The 21,207-nt window shown below is 60.2% G+C and carries 14 protein-coding genes and 2 pseudogenes; 8 read left to right on the top strand and 8 right to left on the bottom strand.

What is annotated here, in order from left to right; all coding sequences use genetic code 11:
• Positions 1 to 77 precede the first annotated feature (77 nt).
• Positions 78 to 451: pseudogene (locus HP062_RS14235) on the top strand (GtrA family protein).
• 50 nt (positions 452 to 501) lie between these two features.
• On the opposite strand, the pseudogene HP062_RS14230 reads toward HP062_RS14235, so the two are convergent.
• Positions 502 to 2,120, bottom strand: a pseudogene (locus HP062_RS14230) (FMN-binding glutamate synthase family protein).
• A gap of 177 nt (positions 2,121 to 2,297) precedes the next feature.
• Entirely contained in the window at positions 2,298 to 3,098 is an 801-nt protein-coding gene (locus tag HP062_RS14225; RefSeq protein ID WP_010457744.1) for a LuxR C-terminal-related transcriptional regulator, read from the bottom strand.
• 124 nt (positions 3,099 to 3,222) lie between these two features.
• Here HP062_RS14225 and HP062_RS14220 point away from each other — a divergent pair, with 124 nt between their 5' ends.
• Positions 3,223 to 4,044, top strand: a complete 822-nt coding sequence (locus HP062_RS14220) for a carbon-nitrogen hydrolase family protein (RefSeq protein WP_172791565.1) — start codon at positions 3,223 to 3,225, stop codon at positions 4,042 to 4,044.
• Between the two features lie 223 nt (positions 4,045 to 4,267).
• Entirely contained in the window at positions 4,268 to 5,593 is a 1,326-nt protein-coding gene (locus tag HP062_RS14215) for an APC family permease (protein ID WP_077749822.1), read from the top strand.
• Positions 5,594 to 5,718: 125 nt separating this feature from the next.
• Here the strand turns inward: HP062_RS14215 and HP062_RS14210 are convergent, their stop codons facing one another.
• The 5 genes from HP062_RS14210 to HP062_RS14190 are packed head-to-tail and all read right to left on the bottom strand — an operon-like array spanning position 5,719 to position 14,102.
• Positions 5,719 to 7,125 carry an ATP-binding protein gene (locus tag HP062_RS14210; protein ID WP_010457738.1) on the bottom strand — a complete coding sequence of 469 codons (1,407 nt, stop codon included), beginning with the start codon at positions 7,123 to 7,125 and terminating at the stop codon, positions 5,719 to 5,721.
• Positions 7,122 to 8,933, bottom strand: a complete 1,812-nt coding sequence (locus tag HP062_RS14205) for a DAHL domain-containing protein (RefSeq protein WP_010457736.1) — start codon at positions 8,931 to 8,933, stop codon at positions 7,122 to 7,124. The genes HP062_RS14210 and HP062_RS14205 overlap by 4 nt, the downstream gene beginning before the upstream one ends.
• Positions 8,930 to 9,889 (bottom strand): cytochrome-c peroxidase, encoded by a 960-nt coding sequence (locus HP062_RS14200; RefSeq protein ID WP_010457733.1) that lies wholly within the window; start codon positions 9,887 to 9,889, stop codon positions 8,930 to 8,932. Before HP062_RS14200 ends, HP062_RS14205 begins: the two co-directional genes overlap by 4 nt.
• A 44-nt stretch (positions 9,890 to 9,933) precedes the next feature.
• Positions 9,934 to 11,808: a bifunctional diguanylate cyclase/phosphodiesterase gene (locus HP062_RS14195; RefSeq protein WP_083375836.1), complete on the bottom strand. Its 1,875-nt coding sequence runs from the start codon at positions 11,806 to 11,808 to the stop codon at positions 9,934 to 9,936.
• Positions 11,808 to 14,102, bottom strand: a complete 2,295-nt coding sequence (locus HP062_RS14190; RefSeq protein WP_042932615.1) for a bifunctional diguanylate cyclase/phosphodiesterase — start codon at positions 14,100 to 14,102, stop codon at positions 11,808 to 11,810. The genes HP062_RS14195 and HP062_RS14190 overlap by 1 nt, the downstream gene beginning before the upstream one ends.
• A 259-nt stretch (positions 14,103 to 14,361) precedes the next feature.
• Between HP062_RS14190 and HP062_RS14185 the strand changes: the two genes are divergently transcribed.
• The 4 genes from HP062_RS14185 to HP062_RS14170 all read left to right on the top strand — a co-directional run bounded on the left by HP062_RS14185 (position 14,362) and on the right by HP062_RS14170 (position 17,546).
• Positions 14,362 to 15,741 carry an HD domain-containing phosphohydrolase gene (locus HP062_RS14185; protein WP_172791564.1) on the top strand — a complete coding sequence of 460 codons (1,380 nt, stop codon included), beginning with the start codon at positions 14,362 to 14,364 and terminating at the stop codon, positions 15,739 to 15,741.
• Between the two features lie 207 nt (positions 15,742 to 15,948).
• Positions 15,949 to 16,383 (top strand): NUDIX domain-containing protein, encoded by a 435-nt coding sequence (locus tag HP062_RS14180; RefSeq protein ID WP_102594176.1) that lies wholly within the window; start codon positions 15,949 to 15,951, stop codon positions 16,381 to 16,383.
• A gap of 24 nt (positions 16,384 to 16,407) precedes the next feature.
• Complete coding sequence (locus HP062_RS14175; protein WP_010457727.1) at positions 16,408 to 17,046, top strand: LysE family translocator; 639 nt, start codon at positions 16,408 to 16,410, stop codon at positions 17,044 to 17,046.
• A gap of 2 nt (positions 17,047 to 17,048) precedes the next feature.
• Positions 17,049 to 17,546 carry a GNAT family N-acetyltransferase gene (locus HP062_RS14170; RefSeq protein WP_010457726.1) on the top strand — a complete coding sequence of 166 codons (498 nt, stop codon included), beginning with the start codon at positions 17,049 to 17,051 and terminating at the stop codon, positions 17,544 to 17,546.
• A gap of 121 nt (positions 17,547 to 17,667) precedes the next feature.
• Here the strand turns inward: HP062_RS14170 and metR are convergent, their stop codons facing one another.
• Positions 17,668 to 18,585 (bottom strand): transcriptional regulator MetR, encoded by a 918-nt coding sequence (metR, locus tag HP062_RS14165; RefSeq protein ID WP_010457725.1) that lies wholly within the window; start codon positions 18,583 to 18,585, stop codon positions 17,668 to 17,670.
• Between the two features lie 108 nt (positions 18,586 to 18,693).
• On the opposite strand from metR, the gene metE reads away from it, so the two are divergent.
• On the top strand, positions 18,694 to 21,006 hold the full coding sequence (gene metE, locus HP062_RS14160; protein ID WP_172791563.1) for a 5-methyltetrahydropteroyltriglutamate--homocysteine S-methyltransferase: 2,313 nt from the start codon (positions 18,694 to 18,696) through the stop codon (positions 21,004 to 21,006).
• The last annotated feature ends 201 nt before the right edge of the window (positions 21,007 to 21,207 follow it).

The raw sequence follows: 21,207 nt of genomic DNA, 5'->3' as shown, positions 1-21,207 counted from the left end.
TCTTACAGTAGACGCGCACCTGTCCTCGACTTTAGGTTTGAGCCGCACCTGAAACAACGACAGTTCAAGGACCGAACATGAAAGCCTTATGGAAAGAGTTCTCCACGTATGCGGTTGTTGGCGTAGCCAATACGTTGATCCATTGGCAGATATTTTACGTACTCACCATCGCGGCCGACCTGAGTCAGGCCGCCAGTAATTTTTCGGCGTTTTGTGTGGCCGCGACGTTCTCATTCTATGTGCATGCGCTCTACACGTTTGAGGCCGGGGCGTCGGTACTTCGTTATCTGCTGTATGTGTTTTTCATGGGGGCATGAGTTTCGTTGTCGGACATTACGCTGATGTCTGGAAAATCCACGGGCTGGTGACCGTAGGGTCGTTCTCGCTGTTGAGTCTGGTTGGCGGGTTTTTCTTCTCGAGATTTGTCCTGTATGGCGAGCGCGAAGCGTGAACGTGTCGCTGATGCCAGCCTGTCCGTAAGGCTGGCATGCAGAGCGATCTTTACGCAGCAACCACCTCGTTAGGCTCAAAGCTATCCGCCCGCGCCATCTGCCACATCCGCGAGTAAAACTCGCCATTCACTTCACCGGTGAGCAATTCCCCGGCTTCAAGAACACATGCAACTGCGAGAACAACTTGATCTCGGTCGCCGACATGCGCCGTACCAGATGCTTGGCCGACAGTTGTGACGGATGATCGAGGCCGGCGGCCGCGAGCATTTCGGCCAGGGCCTTGAGTGTGTTGCGGTGAAAGTTGAAGACCCGCTGGGCCTTGTCCGGAACCACCAGCGCACGCTGGCGCAGGGTGTCTTGAGTGGCGACGCCGGTCGGGCATTTGTTGGTGTGGCAGCTTTGCGACTGGATGCAGCCGATGGCAAACATGAAGCCGCGCGCCGAGTTGGCCCAGTCGGCGCCGATGGCCAGGACGCTGGCGATGTCGAAGGCACTGACGATCTTGCCGCTGGCACCGAGTTTGATTTTGTCCCGCAGGTTCAGGCCCACCAGCGTGTTGTGCACGAACAGCAGGCCCTCGCGCATCGGCACGCCGATGTGGTCGGTGAACTCTACGGGCGCGGCGCCGGTGCCGCCTTCTTTGCCGTCGACCACGATGAAGTCCGGGAGGATGCCGGTTTCCAGCATGGCCTTGGCGATACCCATGAATTCCCAAGGGTGACCGAGGCAGAACTTGAAGCCCACCGGTTTGCCGCCGGACAGTTCACGCAACTGCTGGATGAACTGCATCAGTTCGATCGGCGTGGAAAATGCGCTGTGCCGAGACGGCGAGATGCAGTCTTCGCCCATCAGGATGCCGCGGGTTTCGGCGATTTCCTTGGTGACTTTGTGCTTGGGCAGGATGCCGCCATGCCCGGGTTTAGCCCCTTGCGACATCTTGATTTCGATCATCCGCACTTGCGGCGTTTGCGCCTGGGCGGCGAAGCGTTCCGGGTCGAAGCGGCCATCGGCAGTGCGACAGCCGAAGTAGCCGCTGCCCAGTTCCCAGGTCAGGTCGCCGCCGTTTTCCCGGTGATACGCGCTGATGCTGCCTTCGCCGGTGTCATGGGCGAAGTTGCCGAGTTTGGCGCCTTGGTTTAATGCACGGATGGCGTTGGCGCTGAGCGAGCCGAAGCTCATGGCCGAGATGTTGAACACCGAGGCCGAGTACGGCTGGGTGCACTGTGGGCCGCCGACGATGACGCGGAAATTGCTCGGGTCGCTCAACGGCGCCGGGCGCATCGAGTGGCCGATGAATTCGAAACCCGATTGGTACACATCGATCAGCGTGCCGAAGGGTTTGTCAGCGCTTTCATTCTTGGCCCGGGAATAGACCAGCGAGCGCTGGGCCCGGGAGAAGGGCAGGGCGTCGCTGTCGGATTCGAGCAGGTACTGGCGGATCTCCGGGCGAATGCCCTCCACCAGGTAGCGAATATTGCCCAGGATCGGGTAGTTGCGCCGCACCGCGTGAGGGCTTTGCAGCAGATCGAACAGGCCCACCAGACTCAGGACGCCCGTCACGGCGGTGATTGGCCAGAGCCAGTCGTGTTCCAGGAAAGGCAGGCTGGCGAGGGTGAAAATCACACAGGCAGCAAAGAAGGCGTAGCGGCTCAGGAGTGACAGGCTCATACGGGTTCCTTGGTTCGGACTCAATAATTTCAACGCAGCAGGTGCATGGATACACACAGATCCCTGTGGGAGTGAGCCTGCTCGCGATTACGGTGGTTCAGTCGATATCAATGCTGAATGAAAGACCGCAATCGCGAGCAGGCTCGCTCCCACAGTAAAAAGCACTCCGCGTTGCAATCAGGCATTTTGCGCCTGGAGAAATATCGAAAACAGCTCGGACTGGGATTTGATCCCCAGCTTGCTGTACATGTGTTTCTTGTGGACTTTCACGGTTTCAACAGAGATTTCCAGCTTACGGGCGATTTCTTTACTGGAGCAACCGCTGAGCATCAAGCGCCCGACATCCAGTTCCCGGGCGGTCAGTTGCGCGCCCTTGAGTTGTTGCACCGAGGCTTCCAGCTGCACGCGCCAATCGCCCTGGATCGGTGCTGGCGCGAGGGCCACGGCCTCGTTGATTTCGTAGGGCAGGCGCTGGCGCAACAGGCCGAGCACCCAAGGCTGGATCAGCGACAGCAAGGCAATCTGCTGGCCGCTGAAACGCTGCTTGCTGCCCAATGACAGGCACAGCGTGCGGTCCCCTTCGAGCTGGCAATTGAACTGGATTTCGTCGGCCACCACATTCAGACGAAAGTATCGTTGGTAATACTCGGTCAGCTCGAAGTGCTCCGGCGCCACTTCCGACAGACGATAGAGGCCGGTGCGCGATTGTTCGCGGCAGGCGATGTAGAACGGATCAAGCAGATAGAGCCCGCGCAGGTAATCCTGAAACAGCTGATCAGGGCTGCCGTCCTCGCCCGGGCATTCGGCGAACACCTGCGGGTGCTGGTCCGCGCTGAAAAGCAGCGCCACCCAGCTGTCGAAGGTCACGTACTGATCCAGCAGGCGCACCAGCTGCGTCCAGAAGTTGGGCTTGTCGAGGGCGTCGATCAGTTGCCCGACCGAGCGGTGCCACGCGATGTCGTCTAACGAAAGTGTCATGCCTCTACCCCTATCGGGTTACCCCAGCGGCGTGATTCCCCGGCCGGTGGCTTGCTGCGCATACTGGCGCACAGACACAGACCGGGCAATCTTTCTGCCGCTCGGCCCAAAACAAGGAATACCCATGAAAGTCGAACTCGCCCAGTTGGCGGGCCGTGACAACGGCACAGCGTACAACCTCGAACGCGCCTTGGCGGCCATCGCTGCCTGCCACGCGGATACGCAACTGATCGTCTTCCCGGAAACCCACCTGATGGGCTTTCCGACTGCCGACACCGTGGCCAAGACCGCCGAACCGCTGGACGGGCCGACGGTCAGCGCCGTCGTGGCGGCTGCCCGCGAACGCAACATCGCCGTGGTGATCGGCATGGCCGAGAACGACAACGGCCGCTTCTACAACACCACGCTGCTGATTACCCCCGAAGGCATCGCCCTGAAATACCGCAAGACGCACCTGTGGGCGTCGGATCGCGGCGTGTTCGAGGCGGGCGACCGTTACGCCACTTGCGAGTGGAACGGCGTGCGGGTCGGTCTGCTGATCTGCTACGACATCGAATTCCCGGAAACTGCCCGCGCCCTGGCACAACTGGGCGCCGAATTACTGATCGTCACCAACGGCAACATGGACCCTTACGGCCCCACTCATCGCACCGCGATCATGGCCCGGGCCCAGGAAAACCAGGCCTTTGCGCTGATGGTCAATCGGGTCAAAGAGAGTGATGACGGATTGGTGTTTGCCGGTGGCAGTGCGCTGGTGGATCCGCTCGGCACCCTGTTGTTCGAGGCCGGACGCGATGAAGGGCAGTTTGCGGTTGAGCTGGATTTCAGCCGGCTGGAGGCGGCACGCAAGGATTACCGGTATCTGGATGACCAGCGGCTGAAGTTGCCGGGTGAGATTGTCGAGCAGGCTTCTGGTGTGCGGGAGTTGCTGATTCCTTCGCGCTGATCCGGATGTTGCATTGCTCCGAGTGGCCCTTTCGCGAGCAGGCTCGCTCCCACATTGAGTTTGTGTCCACTGCAGATCCCCTGTGGGAGCGAGCCTGCTCGCGAAGAGGTCCTGACAGACAACACACCTGTTTGACCGATCACCCAAAACAACAACGAAACACCCGAAATTTAGCGCCGAACTCGGCTCTGCCATAAATCTAATAAATTCGGAGTAGTCGCTCATGGCTCGTTTGCAACGCACCCTGTCATTGGGTTCGGTGGTGCTGTTCGGCATCGCCTACATGACGCCGATCATTGTGCTCGGCACCTTTGGCATCCTCGCTCAATCCACCGCCGGCATGGTCCCGGCCGCGTATCTGGCGGCGTTAGTGGCGATGTTTTTCACCGCGATGAGCTACGGCCGAATGGCCTCGGCATTCCCCGTCGCCGGTTCCGCCTACAGCTATGTCCGCAAGGCCATCAGCCCGAAGCTGGGGTTCATCGCCGGTTGGGCGGTGCTGCTCGACTATCTGTTCCTGCCGATGGCGATCTGGCTGATCGGCGCGGCCTACCTCAATTCCGCGTTCCCGGCCGTGCCGCAGTGGATCTGGGTGCTGGCATTCATCGGCATCACCAGCGCGATCAACATCGTCGGCCTGAAACTGGCCAACGGCATCAATGCCTTGCTGATGCTGGTGCAGTTCCTGGTGCTGATCGCCTTCGTCGCGCTGTGCATCCACTACGTCGGGGGCGATGCGAGCACGCCGTTGTGGTCGATCAAGCCGTTCTTCAACGGCGACATGCAGATGCCGCTGATCATGAGTGGCGCGGCCATCGCCTGTTACTCGTTCCTCGGGTTCGACGCGGTCAGCACCCTGACCGAAGAAACCCGCGACCCTCGTCGTACCATTCCGCGGGCGATCATGTTGATTACCCTGATCGGCGGCCTGATCTTCGTCAGCGTCTCGTACTTCGTGCAGATCGCCCATCCCTCGTTCCAGTTCGACAGCGTCGACTCGGCCGCTTATGAAATCGCCCGCAACATCGGTGGCGACCTGTTCGTGACGATCTTCCTGATCGGCCTGATCGTCGGCCAGTTCGCCTCAGGCCTGTCGGCTCAGGCCAGTGGTTCGCGTCTGTTGTTCGCCATGGGCCGCGACGGCGTGCTGCCTAAATCATTTTTCGGCAGCTTGCATGAGCGCTTTGGCACACCGGTCAACAGCATCCTGCTGTGCGCCGTGGTCGCGTTGCTGGCGCTGAAACTGGACGTCACCACCTCGACCTCGTTCATCAACTTCGGCGCGTTCCTGGCGTTCAGTCTGGTGAATTTGTCGGTGATCTTTCATTACTGGATAGGAGGGGAAAAGAAAGGGCTGCGCGAGTTCGTGCTGTTCCTGTTATTCCCGTTCATTGGCCTGGCGGCAGATTTGTGGCTGATGGTCAGCCTCGATCACCTGGCAATCTACCTGGGCCTGAGCTGGCTGGCGATTGGCGTGGTGTACCTGGCGGTGCTGACCGGTGGTTTCCGCCGCCAGCCACCGGAGATGGATTTCCAGGAGGCCACCTGACCTCGGACGCTGCAAAACCCCCTGTAGGAGTGAGCCTGCTCGCGATAGGGCCATGTCAGTCAACATCAAGGGCGACTGACATACCGCCATCGCGAGCAGGCTCACTCCTGCATTTATTACGGAGTTCAGGTGGCTGAGTGTGTCTGGTGCACGGGCAGTTCGACTCGGAACGTGCTGCCCACGCCCACTTCACTGCGCACCGAAATATCCCCCCGGTGCTTCTTAACGATGCCATAGGACAAGGACAACCCAAGCCCTGTCCCCTGGCCCACCGGTTTGGTGGTGAAGAACGGATCAAAGATTTTCTGCAGGCTGTCCGGCGCGATACCGGAGCCGGTGTCGGCCACCTCAATCCACACCCGTTCACCCTCAAACCCGGTGCGCAGGGTGATGGTGCCCCGCTGTGGGCCCATCGCCTGGGACGCGTTGACGATCAGGTTCATGATCACCTGGTTGATTTGCGATGGCAGGCACTCGATGTCGGGCAATGGCTGATACTCCTTCAGCACATCGGCCTTGTACTTGAGTTCATTGGCGACGATGTTCAAGGTCGATTCGATGCCCTGTTGCAGATTGGTCCACTGCCATTCCTGGTTGGAGTCCACCCGGGAGAAGTCCTTCAGGTCCTTGACGATCTGCCCCACCCGGTTGATGCCCTCCTTGGATTCCTTGATCAGCAATGGAATGTCCTCGCGCAGAAATTCCAGTTCGATGCGTTCCCGTAACTGACCAAGCCGCTCGATCACCTCATTTGAAGCAATCGCCTCTTCGGCCTCGCGATAGGCATCGAGCATGTCCTGCAGTTGCTTGAAGTAGCCATCAAGACTGCCAAGGTTGGAAGAAATGAAGCCGATGGGGTTGTTGATTTCATGGGCAACGCCGGCCGCCAATTGCCCCAGGGACGCGAGTTTTTCCGATTGCACCAGTTGCGATTCAAGCTGTTTGCGCTCGTCGATTTCCCGCTGCAACGCCTCGCTGGCCTGTTTGAACTGCGTGGTGCGCTGGTCCACCAGATGCTCCAGATGGCTCATCTGCACGGAGGCGCGTTCGGTCATCTCCCATTTGGTCAGCAGGGTGTTGGCCATCTGCTGGACTTCGATGTTGTCGAACGGTTTTTTCAGGATCAGCAACCGATCATGGGCTTGCAGTCGGTCCAACAGCTCATCCCAGGAATAGTCGGAATACGCGGTACACACCACCACTTGCAGGTGCGGATCTTCCTGCCACAGATGTTCGATGGTTTGCGCGCCGTCCCAGCCTTCAGGCATGCGCATGTCGACGAACGCGAGGGCGTAGGGCCGGCTTTCCTGCAAGGCCTGAGTGAGTTTGCCCAGGCCTTCCTGGCCGCCATACGCCGAATCCAGTTCGAACAGGGCCGTGGTGGTTTTGATTTCACGGCCAAACAGCGTGGCTTCCATCTCGTCCAGTTCCAGGTGCTCCACCGGAACCGGGGTGAGGATCTTGCGAAAGTCGTCATGAATCGACGGTGTGTCGTCGATCAACAGAATGCGTCGGTTCGAATGCTCACTCATGCCTCCTCCGGGACGGTTTTCAGCGGAATCTGCAAGGTGAACTGCGCGCCCTTGCCGGGCCCGTCACTGTGGGCGCTGAGATGGCCGTTCATTTCTATCGCCGCGAGTGCGCAGCTGTGCAGACCAAAACCGTGGCCTTCCTTGCGGGTGGTAAAACCGTGGGCAAAGATGCGCGTCATGTTCTCCGGCGCGATGCCTTCGCCATCATCCTTGACGCTGATTTGCAGGGTGGAGTCTTCGACGATTTTCACCCCCAGGGTCATTTGTCGCGGACGATTGCTGAGGTCGGACATGGCGTATTTGGCATTGCTGATGAGGTTGATCAGGATCAGCAGCAATCGGTGTTTGTCGCCCATGACCTGCGGCACCTCGTTGTACTCCTTGACCACGGTGACGTGGTGCCGGGTCAGGGCACCGGAGTTCATGCGCAGGGCGTCTTCCAGCAGTTCACTGATGTGCAGCGGTTCCATCAGGCTGTTGGCGCCGGCGTAGGACTGCTGGGTGGCGACGATGTCCTTGATGTGGTCGACGCTTTTGGTCAGTTGGGCGAGTTCGTCGGTCATGCTTTGTTGTTCGAGCGCGATGGCGTCGACCAGTTGATTCAGATAGCCGGGCAGCAATTTGCCTTTCGCGTCCTGGGTCAGAAAGGCCCCGAGGTCGCCTTGATGCTCGTTAATCAGCTGCATCGCCTTGCCCAGCCCCTGGGCCTTGCTGCTGCGCAGTTTGCGGCTGACCAGGTCGGCGGAGATGTTCACGCTGTTGAGTACGTTGCCGACGTTGTGCAACACATTGGTGGCGATTTCCGCCATGCCGGCCTGGCGCGCGGTGTCCAGCAGTTCGCTCTGGGTATCCTTGAGTTCGCGGGTGCGTTCTTCGACCCGTTTTTCGAGGTCATCATTGGCGGTTTTCAGGGCCTTGTTGACGCGATTGATCACGGTGAAACTGCGCATCAAGTGAATCGCCAGGTACACCAGCAACAGCACCAGCAGCACCGAAAACACCAGCATGTAAAAGTGATAACGCTGGTCGACCGCATCGGTGCGCTGCTGATCGTTGTTCAGCAGATCGGTGATGCCGTCGAGCCGCTCGGCCACGGGAATCGCCTCGATGTTTTCCAGCAAGCGGTTGACCACCGGTTGCTCACGCAGAATGAGCTCAATGTGGTTATTGAGCACATCCAGCGGACTGTGAAACTCCTCCGGCAGTCGCAGTTTGTTCACTTTCAGTTTGCTCAATCCCACCAGGATTTCGGCGGCCTTGTCGTCAGAGGTAACCATGGCGAACTCCATGGTGCTGAGTACCAGGTCATAGGTGTCGTTGGCGATGTTCTGCAGTTGCAGTTTGTCGCCGTCCTGCAACTGGGCGAGGGGTTCCTGAATGTCGTCTTCGGCGGTCGGCAGAAACGCCAGTGAGTTGCGCAACACAGCATTGTGAGACTTGAACTGCTCAACCAGCCGGATCTTTTCCTCGAAGGCGCTCAGGTACGCATCATGGCTGGTCAACCAGACGGGCGAGGTGTTGCGGCTGTGATTCGACGACATTGTGTCGAACCGTTCCCACAGGAGCGTCATCTCGGTCAGCGGTGTGACCAGCGGATCGTAGTTGTGGTTGATCGCAATCCTGGCCTTGAGGATTTCCGTTTCCCACTGCGCATTCAGCTGTTTCATCCGGGAAATCAGATCCCGGGATTCGGTGTAGGTCGACGTCTGATTGGAGTTGGATTTGAGGTACAGAAACAGCAGTGTCGAGGCCAGTATCAGGGCCATGATACCGAGGAGTGCCACACTGCGTCGGCGGGATATTTTCATAATGGTTTGCCCTCCCATTCACCGGTCAGGGTCTTGAGGAATTTGATGATCAGCACCTTGTCCTCGACAGAGGGGATGCGTCCCAGTTGAAATGAGAACATCACCTCCACGGCGTCTTCGAGGGTTTTGGCCGAGCCGTCGTGAAAGTACGGCGCGGTCACGGCGACGTTCCTCAGGCTCGGGACCTTGAACACGTAGCGGTCCTCTTCGTCCTTGGTCAGCAGGTAGCGGCCCAGGTCGGTGTCGGTCGGGTTGCCTCGTGTCTTGAAGTAATCGCCCATCACCCCGAATTTCTGGAACATGTTGCCGCCGATATTGATTCCCTGATGGCAGGCGATACAGCCGTAATCCTTGAAGCGTTGGTAACCGTATTTCTCCTCGCGGGTGAGAATGTCGGTGTCGCCCAGCAGGTATTGGTCGAAACGCGAGTTGGCACTGATCAACGTGCGCTCGTAGGTTGCCAGGGCGTTTTGCACATTGATCATGGTCACGCCATCCGGGTAGGCGTTGCCGAACGCGGTTCGATAAGCGGCGTCGGCGGACAGCGTCTGCACCACGTATTCCCAGTTGCTGCCCATCTCACTGGGGCTTTGCACCACGGCGTGGACCTGGGTTTCAAGGGTGTCGGCGCGGCCGTTCCAGAATTGCCGGAAGTTCAGGCTGGCGTTAAACACGCTCGGAGTATTGACTGCCACTGGCTGGCCGTTGAAACCGATGGAAAACGCCTTGTTATCGGCGCCACCGCTTTCCAGGCGATGGCAACTGGCACACGAGAGGCTGCCGTTGACCGATAAACGTGGCTCGTTGAACAACTGGCGACCGAGTTCGACACGCAGAGGGTTTTGCTGCGGCACGGCCGGCAGCGGTTTGAGTGGTTCGTCCAGTGGCGCGCCGCTGGCCGTCAGACAGACTCCGAGCAGAGGCATCAAGAGCAAGCGGTAGAGAAATGGCGACATCCTGTAATTCCTTGGCGGATAGCCCGTGTGTCGCTGCTTATCGGTCATGTGGCGGCAGGGGGAGGGGATTTCACCGACGTCAGGTAGTGCACGAAGTCATCCGGCGCCACGGCTTTGCTGAAGTAGTAGCCCTGGCCTTCCTCGCACTGATGGGCCTTGAGGAAATCCAGTTGTTCGAGGGTTTCCACCCCTTCGGCGATGATGGTCAGTTTCAGGCTCTTGCCCAGGCTGATGATGGCGCTGACCAGCGCTGCGTCGTTGATGTCACGGCTCAGGCCACGAATGAACGACTGATCGATTTTCAGCACATCGATGGGAAAACGCCGCAGGTAACTCAGGCTGGAATAACCGGTGCCGAAGTCGTCGATGGCCAGCCGCACCCCCATGGCCTTGATCCGGTTCAGGGCGGTGACCGTGGCATCGACGTTCTGCATCAGCACGCCTTCGGTGATTTCCAGCTCCAGCAATGACGGGTCCAGACCGGTTTGTTTCAGAACCTGTTCAATGCCTTCGACAAAGCCTCGTTGGCGAAAGTCGATGGCCGACACATTCACCGACATGCACAGCCTCGGCAGCCCCGCCGCCTGCCAGGCGCAGGCTTGCCGACAGGCCTGGGCCAGCACCCATTTGCTCAACGGTACGATCAAGCCGCTGTCTTCGGCCACGCCAATGAAGTCCGACGGGTAGACCCAGCCATGCCCCGGTTTCTGCCAGCGAATCAAGGCCTCTGCGCCGACTACCTCACCGGTGCCCAGGTCGAGCTTGGGCTGGTAATGCAGGACAAATTCGTCCCGCTCCAATGCCAGGCGAATGCCCGACTCGATGGTCTGCTGGTCCCGGGCGCGCTGGTTCATTTCTTCAATGAAAAAGCGGAAGTCGTTGGGGCCGCTTTCCTTGACGTGACGCATCGCGGTTTCGGCTTTCTTGATCAGCGCGATCGCATCGAAGCCATCATCGGGGTAGATGCTGATGCCCAGGCTGGCGGTTACGCTCAGGTCATGGCCGGCGATGTGCTGGGTCGTGCCAATGGCGTTCAAGAGTTTTTCGGCGATGCCTTTGGTCTGCTGGGGATGGCGGATGTCAGCGAGGATCACCACGAACTCATCAGCGCCGTAGCGAAACACCGAATCGGATTCGCGCACCGTGGACACCAGGTTTTGCCCGACCCGTTTGAGCATCTCGTCACCGGCCGGATGGCCCAGGGCATTGTTGATGCGCTTGAAGCGATCAAGACCCAGGAACATCACCGCCAGCTGCTTGTCATGGCGGCGCGACAACGCCAGGGACTGGTTCAGTCGATCTCCGAGCAACGTGCTGTTGGGCAGCTCGGTCAGTACGTCGTATTGCAACAGGTGGGACACCTTGAGCAGTTCGTGGACCCGCGCCTCGATGGTTTGCTCCAGGCTTTGCACTTTTGTCTCCGCGTCCTGGGTCATCTGCCATTTCCAGGTCAGGGCGCTGGCCATCTGGCGGATTTCCAGACTGTCGAAGGGTTTTTTCAACACCAGTAACTGGTCGCCGAACTCCAGCCGTTCAGCCATGTCCTCCCAGCTGTAATCCGAATAGGCGGTGCACAGCGCGATTTGCAGGTGCGGGTCGATCTTCCAGAGCTGTTCGATGGTTTCCAGCCCGTCCCAACCCGGCGGCATGCGCATGTCGGTGAACGCCATGGCGTAGGGGCGACCTTCGGCCTGGGCCCGCTGGACCAGCTCAAGGGCTTCCTGGCCCTGGTAGGCGGAATCGAGCTGGAAGGTCAGCCGAGCCGGCTGTTGCGTGCCGAACAGCGCTTCTTCCGTGCCGGCCAGGGTCTGCTCATCTTCAGAGTCAGGGCCGAGGATCTTGCGAAAATCCTCATGAATCGAAGGCGTGTCGTCGATGATCAGGATGCGCCGGTTGGTCCGGACGGACGACGTTTTCATCACTTGTCCTCCGTGGCGTGCGGGTTGTCCAGGATCGGCCCGTGGCTTGCGGGCACGATGCTGCCGGCTTTGAGCAACTGGGCGGCTTGTTGGCTGCTGACCGCTTTACTGAAAAAGTAACCCTGTGCGTTCATTGGCGAGCCTGTGGCCATCAGCGAACTACGCTGTTCCTGGGTTTCGACACCTTCGGCGATGATTCCGATCCCTACTTCTCGAGCGAAATTGATGATTGCGCGCAACGTGTTGGCACTTGCCGGGTCGCGGGCAGCGGTGTCGATGAAAGCCTGGGCGAGTTTCAGGTGATTGACCTGGTAGGTCTTGAGGTAGTCGAACGAGGAGTATTCGGTGCCGAAGTCGTCGATGGCGATCTTCACCCCCAGCTCGCGCAGGCGTGGCAGCACGTCGTTGTGGGTCCATTTGGTCTGGGCCAGGGTGGCTTCGGTGACATCGAAGCGCAGGTCCCAGGCGCACAATTCCCAGCGCGCGGTGGTGCGCAGTACGTCATAGATCAGTTCGGGCCCGCTTTTCAGTTGGGCCAGGGACAGTTTGATGGCAATCACCGGGGGCGCCATGCCTTCGTCGCGCCACAGACGCATTTGCTGGCAGGCGCGATCCAGCACCCAGTGCCCGAGGGGGATGATGGCGCCGGTTTTTTCCGCGGCCGGCAGGAACGCCGATGCTTCCAGCAAGCCGCGCTCGGGGTGGTTCCAGCAGACCTGGGCTTCCATGCCGAGGATCTTGCCGCTGCTCAGGTCGACTTCCGGCCAGTATCTGAGTTCGAGTTCTTCATGGTCGATGGCCGTGCGCAGTTCGCTGGCGATGGTCATGCGCTCGACCACCTCCTGATTGATCTCCTCGGAGTGGAAGTGATACTGATTGCGGCCCTTTTCCTTGGAGCGATACAGCGCCATGTCAGCCTGGCTGAGCAAGCCGTCGGCGCTGGTGATGCGCGGCGAATAGCTGCTGATGCCGATGCTGACCGACACCCGCACGTCATTGCCGTCCAGGGAGTAGGGCAGCACCAGTGCATCGCGGACCTTAGCCGCCAGGGACGCGGACTGGGTCGGGTCGCTGACGTCCAGTTGCAGGATGGCAAACTCGTCGCCGCCGAGGCGGGCGACCACGTCGTTTTCGCGCACACAGGCTTTGATGCGCCGGGCCACTTCCTGCAGCAACAGATCGCCCACCGGATGACCGAGGGTATCGTTGATGCGTTTGAAGTGGTCAAGGTCCAGGTAGAACATCGCGAACGGTGTTGCACCCCGGCGCGCAGCGGCGAAGGCCTGATGCAGGCGCTCGATCAAGGTGGCACGGTTGGCCAGCCCCGTCAGCCCGTCGGTGCGGGCCAGCAGGGCGATTTTCTCCTCGGCGACCTTGCGTTCAGTGACGTCGATGATGATGCCTTCGACTTCCAGTAAACGTCCTTCGGCGTCTCGCACCGGAATATAGCGGTTTTCGACCCAGCGCCAGGCACCGTCGCCGGTGCGCATCCGAAACTCGATGGACGCGCCGCCCGCATGGCGATCCAGCACTCGGGCCATGGCCGTGTCGACTTTCGGCTGGTCGTCGGGATGGATCAACTCCCGGGCCCAGTTGGCCGAGGCGACCAGATTCGCCGCGACATGACCGTACTTGGTGATGTTGTGGGAGATGTACATCAGCGGAAACGACGGTTCGCCCCGCAGGCGATACAGAATGGTCGGGCTGTTCTGCACGATGATGTTGGCGTCGGACAGCTCCCGGGTGCGTTCTTCCACGGCCTGTTCCAGCAACGACATCTTCAGTTCGGCGTCTTCGGTCATTTGCCATTTGGCGGTCAGGGCGCTGGCCAGCTGACGGATTTCGATGGCATCAAACGGTTTTTTCAGGATCAGCAGGCGATCGCCCAGTTCCAGGCGTTCATCGATGTCTTCCCAGGAATAGTCGGAATAAGCGGTGCACAGCGCCACTTGCAGCTTGGGATCGACCTGCCACAGCCGTTCGATGGTTTCCAGGCCGTCCCAGCCCGGCGGCATGCGCATGTCGATGAAAGCCATCGCATAGGGCAGGTCGTTGGCCAGCGCTCGTTCAACCTTGTCCAGTGCTTCCAGCCCCTGAAACGCCGAATCGAGCATGAAACTTTGCAGGGTTGCCGTCGCCTGCGTCCCGAACAGGGCTTTTTCGGCGCTGATCAGGTCGTCGTCTTCGGGCGATGGCGGGCTGAGGATCTTGATGAAGTCCGCATGAATAGACGCGGTGTCGTCGACGATAAGTATCCGACGGTTGGTTCGTGCCAGCAGCGTATTCATAGGCATACGCCGGGAGCGGTGGCAATGTGGTGGTGCGGTGTGCTCATAGGGGCATCCTTTCCCTGATCACGTGGCCAAGCGCAGAAAGTGGATCCGAGTGAACTGAGCATAGTCGCCTGTGCAGCACTTCGCCCGGTCGCCTGAAACGAATCATTTCCAGGGGCGTCGCTGGAAATCATCTAGCCTGTAGCTCAGGCAGCGCCAGAAACGGAATGTTCTGGCTGATGATTGACGCGACGACGCCCGTTTTGCTTGAGGTAATGCCATGGAAGAGCAACTCCCCACTACTTTTGCCGATAAACCCACGATTCTGCTGGTCGACGACGAGGAGTCTATCCTCAACAGTCTGCGCCGGCTCTTGCGCGGCCAGCCCTACGAAGTATTGCTGGCCACCAGCGGGGAGCAAGCCCTGGATATCATGGCGAAACAGCCCGTCGACCTGGTGATGAGCGATGCGCGCATGCCTAACATGGACGGCGCCACGCTGCTGGCGCACATTCACCAGCGCCATCCCGACACGCTGCGCATTTTGCTGACCGGTTATGCCGACCTGACGATGATCGTCAAAGCAATCAACGACGGGCAGATTGACCGATACATCAGCAAACCCTGGCACGATGAGGAATTGCTGCTGACGTTGCGACAATCCCTCGCCTACCAGCGTTCCGAGCGCGAACGCCTGCATCTGGTGCAGGAGACCTGGGAGCAAAACGAAGAATTGAGGTTGCTCAACGCGACCCTGGAGAAACACGTTGCGTCCCGCACCGCCGAGCTGCAGCAGACCGCCGACATGCTCGACCTGGCCTACGAAGAGCTCAAACACAGCTATGTCACCGGCACCGAGGTGTTCTCGCTGCTGGCCAACCTGCGTTTGCCACCGGCCAAGCAGACGAACCGGCAGATCATCGAACTGGTGCGGGTGTACTGCAAACTCCATGGCGTGGACGAGGGCAGTACCCGCGACCTGACCATGGCCGCGGCGCTTTACAACATCGGCAAGCTGAGCTGGACCGACAGCATGATGACCGCGCCTGCGGATTTGCTGCACCACAACGATCAGGAACGCTATCGCGGTTATCCGAAGCAGAGCGAATCGTTGCTGATGACCCTCGATCCGATGAAGGATGCGGCGCGCCTGATCCTTCACCATCAGGAGCGCTGGGATGGCACCGGTTTCCCCGACCGGCTCAAGGGCGAGGCGATTCCGCTCGGGTCGCGGTGGCTGAAACTGGCGGTGGATTTCATCGAGTTGCAGCGTGGGCTGATCCTTGAGCGCCAGATGAACAGCGATGAAGCCCTGGTCTATATCCGCCAGTACGCCGGTCGTCTCTACGATCCTGATCTGGTGGAGGACTTCATTCAGGTCTGCGCCGCCTACCAGAGCGATGTGTCACTGGCCGATCCGACGGTCAAGGTACTGACCACCCGGGACCTGGCGACCGGCATGATTCTGGCGCGCAACCTCAATGCCGATAACGGCATGCTGTTGCTCAATGCGGGGAAGGTGCTGAGCGGGCCGCTGGTGGAGAAACTGATCGCGTTCGAAGCGATGGAAGGGGCGAAATACAGCGTTTTTGTGAAAGTGCCGGAGGAAGTGGAAGCCGCAATCCTCGAAGCGCCGCTGGTGGTTCAAGCTCAGCCCTGATCCGCCTTTGGAAGACTCAACACTGACCCCTGTGGGAGCGAGCCTGCTCGCGAAGACGGCCTGACATTCACCATGGATGTCGACTGAAAGACCGCTATCGCGAGCAGGCTCGCTCCCACAAAGGGCTAGACCGCTATTTTCCCCCGTGACGCCGGCGCGACACCCATGTGATCCTTTGCGCCTTTCACTCAAGGCACACTCAGATCCATGACGCTTTCATCCGCCCCTTCCCCCCGCACCATCCGCATCGCCGCCGCCCTGCTGATCGGCCCTGACGGTCGCACGCTGTTGGTCCGCAAACGCGGCACCGAAGCCTTCATGCAACCCGGCGGCAAGATTGAGGCCCATGAACAACCGGTTCACGCCCTGGCCCGTGAGCTGGAAGAAGAGCTTGGACTGGTCATCGACCCCGCGCACGCCACCTACCTGGGCCGCTTCTCGGCACCGGCGGCCAACGAGCCGGGTTTTGTCGTCCAGGCTGAACTCTTTCTGCTGACCATCGATTCAGACGTCTCGCCCGCCGCGGAGATTGAAGAGGTGCGCTGGATTGATCCGGCCACCGACGGCGATCTCTCGTTGGCGCCATTGACACGGGACCTGATCCTGCCGTTTTATCGAGCTTCGCTGACTGCAATCGCCTGATCATCCACGGACTAGGACTGCCCCATGATCCCACTTCAAGACTTGCTGATTTTCGCCGCTGCCGCGTTGCTGATGGTGCTGACGCCGGGGCCGAACATGATCTACCTGATCTCCCGTTCGATCTGCCAGGGGCGCAAGGCCGGCGTGACTTCGTTGCTCGGCGTGGTGGCGGGATTCTTCGTGCACTTGTTCGCCGCTGCGGCCGGTTTGACCGCTGTCTTTCTGGCCGTGCCGATGGCCTACGAAGTGTTGAAATGGGCCGGCGCGCTGTATCTGTTGTGGCTGGCGTGGCAGGCGGTCAAACCCGGCGCACGTTCACCCTTCGAAGCGCAGCAGTTGCCGCCGGACTCGTCGCGCAAACTGATCACCATGGGGTTTCTCACCAGCGCGCTGAACCCGAAGATCGCGGTGTTTTACCTGTCGGTGTTTCCACAGTTCATCACGCCTGAGCATGGCTCGGTGTTCACCCAGAGCATCGTGCTGGGCCTGACCCAGATCAGCGTCAGTTTCTGCGTCAACCTGCTGATCGCGATCTTCGCGGCAGGCATCGCGTCGTGGTTCGTCAACAACCCGACCTGGCTGGCGCTGCAGCGTTATTTCATGGGGTTTGTCCTGTCCGCGCTGGCGGTACGGCTGATGCTTGAGCAACGACGGACGGCCTGATCATGTGGATTGAACGACTGGATGCCAGCCATGCGCTGGACTATCGGGCGCTGATGCTGGAAGCCTACGACCTGCACCCGCAGGCCTTCACTTCGAGTGTGCGCGAGCGCGCAACAATGCCGCTGAGTTGGTGGGAGTCGCGCCTGACCAGCAAGCTGGATGTGGTGTTCGGGGCGTTCGAGGACGGCGCGTTGTCAGGCATCGTCGGCCTTGCCTTCGAACCCCGGGAAAAGGCCCGGCACAAGGCGACGCTGTTTGGCATGTATGTGTCCGGCAAAGTCCGGCAGCGCGGGTTGGGTCAGCAACTGGTGCAAGCCGCGCTGGATGAAGCGCAGAACCATAAAGGCCTGCGGCTGATCCAGCTGACCGTCACCGCCGGCAATGAGGCGGCGTTCAACCTGTACCAGCGTTGCGGCTTCGTACAGTTCGGCCTCGAACCCATGGCGGTGCGCGTCGGCGAAGACTACTTCGACAAAATCCATATGTGGCGCGAGCTCTAAACCCACCACAGACCCCTGTAGGAGCGAGGCTTGCCCGCGAAGGCGTCGTGACAGTCGATATCTACTTGGCTGATACACCGCTTTCGCGGGCAAGCCTCGCTCCTACAGCGGTTGCGGTGTGTCAGCGGACTGCGCTGACGCCGTCGAGTGTCGAGAACGATGTGTCCTTGGCCGTCAGCAAGAAGTCGCGCATGTACGGCGCATCCAGCATGTCCGCACGAATCCCCGCATACAGCGTCGCAAACAATCCTTTCTCGCCCAGCCGCTTGGCCTTCACGTAACCCCGCGAGCTGTATTCATGCAGCGCCCAATGGGGCATGCCGCAGACGCCGCGTCCGCTGGCGACCAACTGCATCATCATCACCGTCAGTTCCGAGGTGCGGACCTGCGCCGGTTCAATGTCGGCCGGTTCCAGGAAACGGGTGAAGATGTCCAGCCGGTCGCGTTCCACCGGGTAGGTGATCAGCGTTTCCGTGAGCAGGTCTTCCGGCACGATGTAGGCCTTGTTCGCCAAACGGTGCTGATTGGCCACCGCGAGCATCGCTTCATAGGTGAACAACGGCACGTAGGTGATCCCGGCCAGTTCCAGCGGATCGGAGGTCACCACCAAATCCAGATCGCCACGGGCCAGGGCCGGCAGCGGCGCGAATGAGAAGCCCGAAGCCAGGTCCAGCTCGACTTCCGGCCAGGCATCGCGGAACTGATCGATGGTCGGCATCAGCCACTGGAAGCAACTGTGGCACTCGATTGCCATGTGCAAACGGCCCGCGGTGCCGCCCGCCAACCGCGCGATATCGCGTTCGGCACCGCGCAGCAGCGGCAGGGTGGCGTCGGCCAGTTGCAGCAGGCGCAACCCGGCGCTGGTGAACCGCACCGGTTTGGTCTTGCGCACGAACAACGGCATGCCCATGCGCTCCTCCAGTTCCTTGAACTGGTGGGACAGGGCCGATTGGGTCAGGTGCAGACGGTCGGCGGCATCGACCAGGCTGTCGGCTTCGCGCAAGGCGTGCAGGGTCTTCAGGTGGCGGATTTCAAGCACCGGGGGGCTCCATGAGGAAAACTTGTGATCAACACGAAAAGGTTGAGTTTGTCTCATGTTGGGTTGGCTGTCGACAATAGCGCCATCTTTTACAGGGAGAAATTCACCATGGCTCTGGCCCACACACTTGGTTTTCCGCGCATCGGCGCTGACCGCGAACTGAAAAAAGCCCTCGAATCCTACTGGAAGGGCGACCTCGATCAGGACGCGCTGAAAAGCGTCGGCCGCCAACTGCGCGCCACCCACTGGCAGTTGCAGAAAGACGCCGGCATCGACCTGCTGCCCGTCGGCGACTTCGCCTGGTACGACCAGGTGCTGACCCATTCCCTGACCTTCGGCGTGATCCCCGAGCGTTTCGACAGCGCCAAGGATGCGCGCGGCCTGCCGACCCTCGACACCCTGTTCGCCATGGCCCGAGGCGCCACGGCGGCCTGCTGCGGTGGCGAACACACCCAGGCCCAATATGCCCAGGAGCTGACCAAGTGGTTCGACACCAACTACCACTACCTGGTCCCGGAATTCACAGCTGACCAACAGTTCAAACTGAGCTGGGAACAGTTGTTCGACGAGGTCGACGAAGCCAAGGCCCTCGGCCACAACGTCAAACCCGTCATCATCGGCCCGCTGACTTACCTGTGGCTGGGCAAGGCCAAAGGCAACGACTTCGACAAGCTCGACCTGCTCGAACGCCTGCTGCCGATCTACGGTGAAATCCTCGGCCGCCTCGCCGCCCAAGGCGTGGAATGGGTGCAGATCGACGAACCGATCCTGACCCTCGACCTGCCACAAGCCTGGAAAAACGCCTTCGAGCGCGCTTATCACATCCTTCAATACTCGCCGCTGAAAAAGCTCGTGGCGACCTACTTCAGTGGCCTGGAAGACAACCTCGGCCTGGCAGTCGGCCTGCCGGTGCAAGGCCTGCACATCGACGCGGTGCGGGCGCCGGATCAACTCGGTCAGGTGCTGGACCGTCTGCCGACCTACAAGATTCTTTCGGTGGGTCTGGTCAACGGTCGCAACGTCTGGCGTTGCGAACTGGAGCAAGTGCTCGCGCAACTGCAACCGGCGCAAGAGCGCTTTGGCGACAACCTGTGGGTCAGCAGTTCCTGCTCGCTGCTGCACAGCCCGGTGGACCTGAAACGGGAAGACAAACTCGATCCTGAACTGAAAAGCTGGCTGGCCTTCGCCGTGCAGAAGTGCGGTGAAATCGCCGTGTTGCGCGATGCCCTGAACGACCCGCAATCGCCCAAAGTACAAGCGGCTCTGGCCCAGAGCCGAGTGATTCAGACGAGCCGCGCCGAGTCGCCGCGTATCCATAAAGCCCACGTGCAGGCACGCATCAATGCGATCAGCGCAGCGGACAGCCAACGTCACTCGCCGTTCGCCAAACGCATCGAGCAGCAACGCGCTCGGCTGAAACTGCCGGCATTCCCGACCACCACCATCGGCTCGTTTCCGCAGACCGGTTCGATCCGTCTGGCCCGCCAGGCGTTCAAGCAAGGCAAGCTGTCGGCCAACGATTACACCGATGCCATGCACAGCGAAATCCGTCACGCGGTGCAAGTCCAGGAACGCCTGGGCCTGGACGTGCTGGTGCACGGTGAAGCCGAGCGCAACGACATGGTCGAGTACTTCGCCGAGCAACTGGACGGCTACCTGTTCACCCGTTTCGGCTGGGTGCAGAGCTACGGTTCGCGCTGCGTCAAACCGGCGATCATCTACGGCGACCTGAGCCGTCCGAACGCCATGACCGTCGACTGGATCACCTATGCGCAAAGCCTGACCGACAAGGTCATGAAAGGCATGCTCACCGGTCCCGTGACCATGCTGATGTGGTCGTTCCCGCGCGAAGACGTCTCGCGCAAAATCCAGGCGCAGCAGTTGGCGTTGGCCCTGCGTGATGAAGTGGTCGACCTGGAAAGTGCCGGCATCAAGATCGTGCAGATCGACGAAGCCGCGTTCCGCGAAGGCTTGCCGCTGCGTCGGGCGCAATGGCAGGAATACCTGGACTGGGCGGTGGAAGCCTTCCGCTTGAGCGCTTCCGGTGTGCGCGACGAAACCCAGATCCACACCCACATGTGCTACAGCGAATTCAACGACGTGATCGAGTCCATCGCGGCGATGGATGCCGACGTGATCACCATCGAAACCTCGCGATCGGACATGGAATTGCTCGAGGCCTTCGAAGCGTTCGACTACCCGAACGACATCGGGCCGGGCGTCTACGACATCCACTCGCCACGGGTGCCGGACACGGCTGAGATGGTCAAGTTGATGAGCAAAGCCGTGAAGCGCATTCCGGCCGAGCGGTTGTGGGTGAACCCGGATTGCGGGCTGAAGACCCGGGCGTGGCCGGAGACCGAGGCGGCGTTGGTGAACATGGTGGCGGCGGCGCGGCAGTTGCGCAGTCAGTTGGCTTAGCCGATGTAGCGTCTGTTCGGACGCCATCGCGAGCAGGCTCGCTCCCACATTGGATCTAGGTCGATCACAAATATTGTGTACGACATCGATCCTGTGGGAGTGAGCCTGCTCGCGATGAACGATAACGCGGTCCCGAAAATGACCGCTCGGCAATCTTCATCAAACTGTCACGTAACTGTGGCAGCGCGCTTGATCAAACTT

The sequence above is a fragment of the Pseudomonas sp. B14-6 genome (assembly GCF_013260315.1).
In the GTDB taxonomy this organism is placed as follows: domain Bacteria; phylum Pseudomonadota; class Gammaproteobacteria; order Pseudomonadales; family Pseudomonadaceae; genus Aquipseudomonas; species Aquipseudomonas mandelii.
Note: the sequence above shows the minus strand (reverse complement) of the source record. Positions and strands in the feature narration are given on the sequence as shown.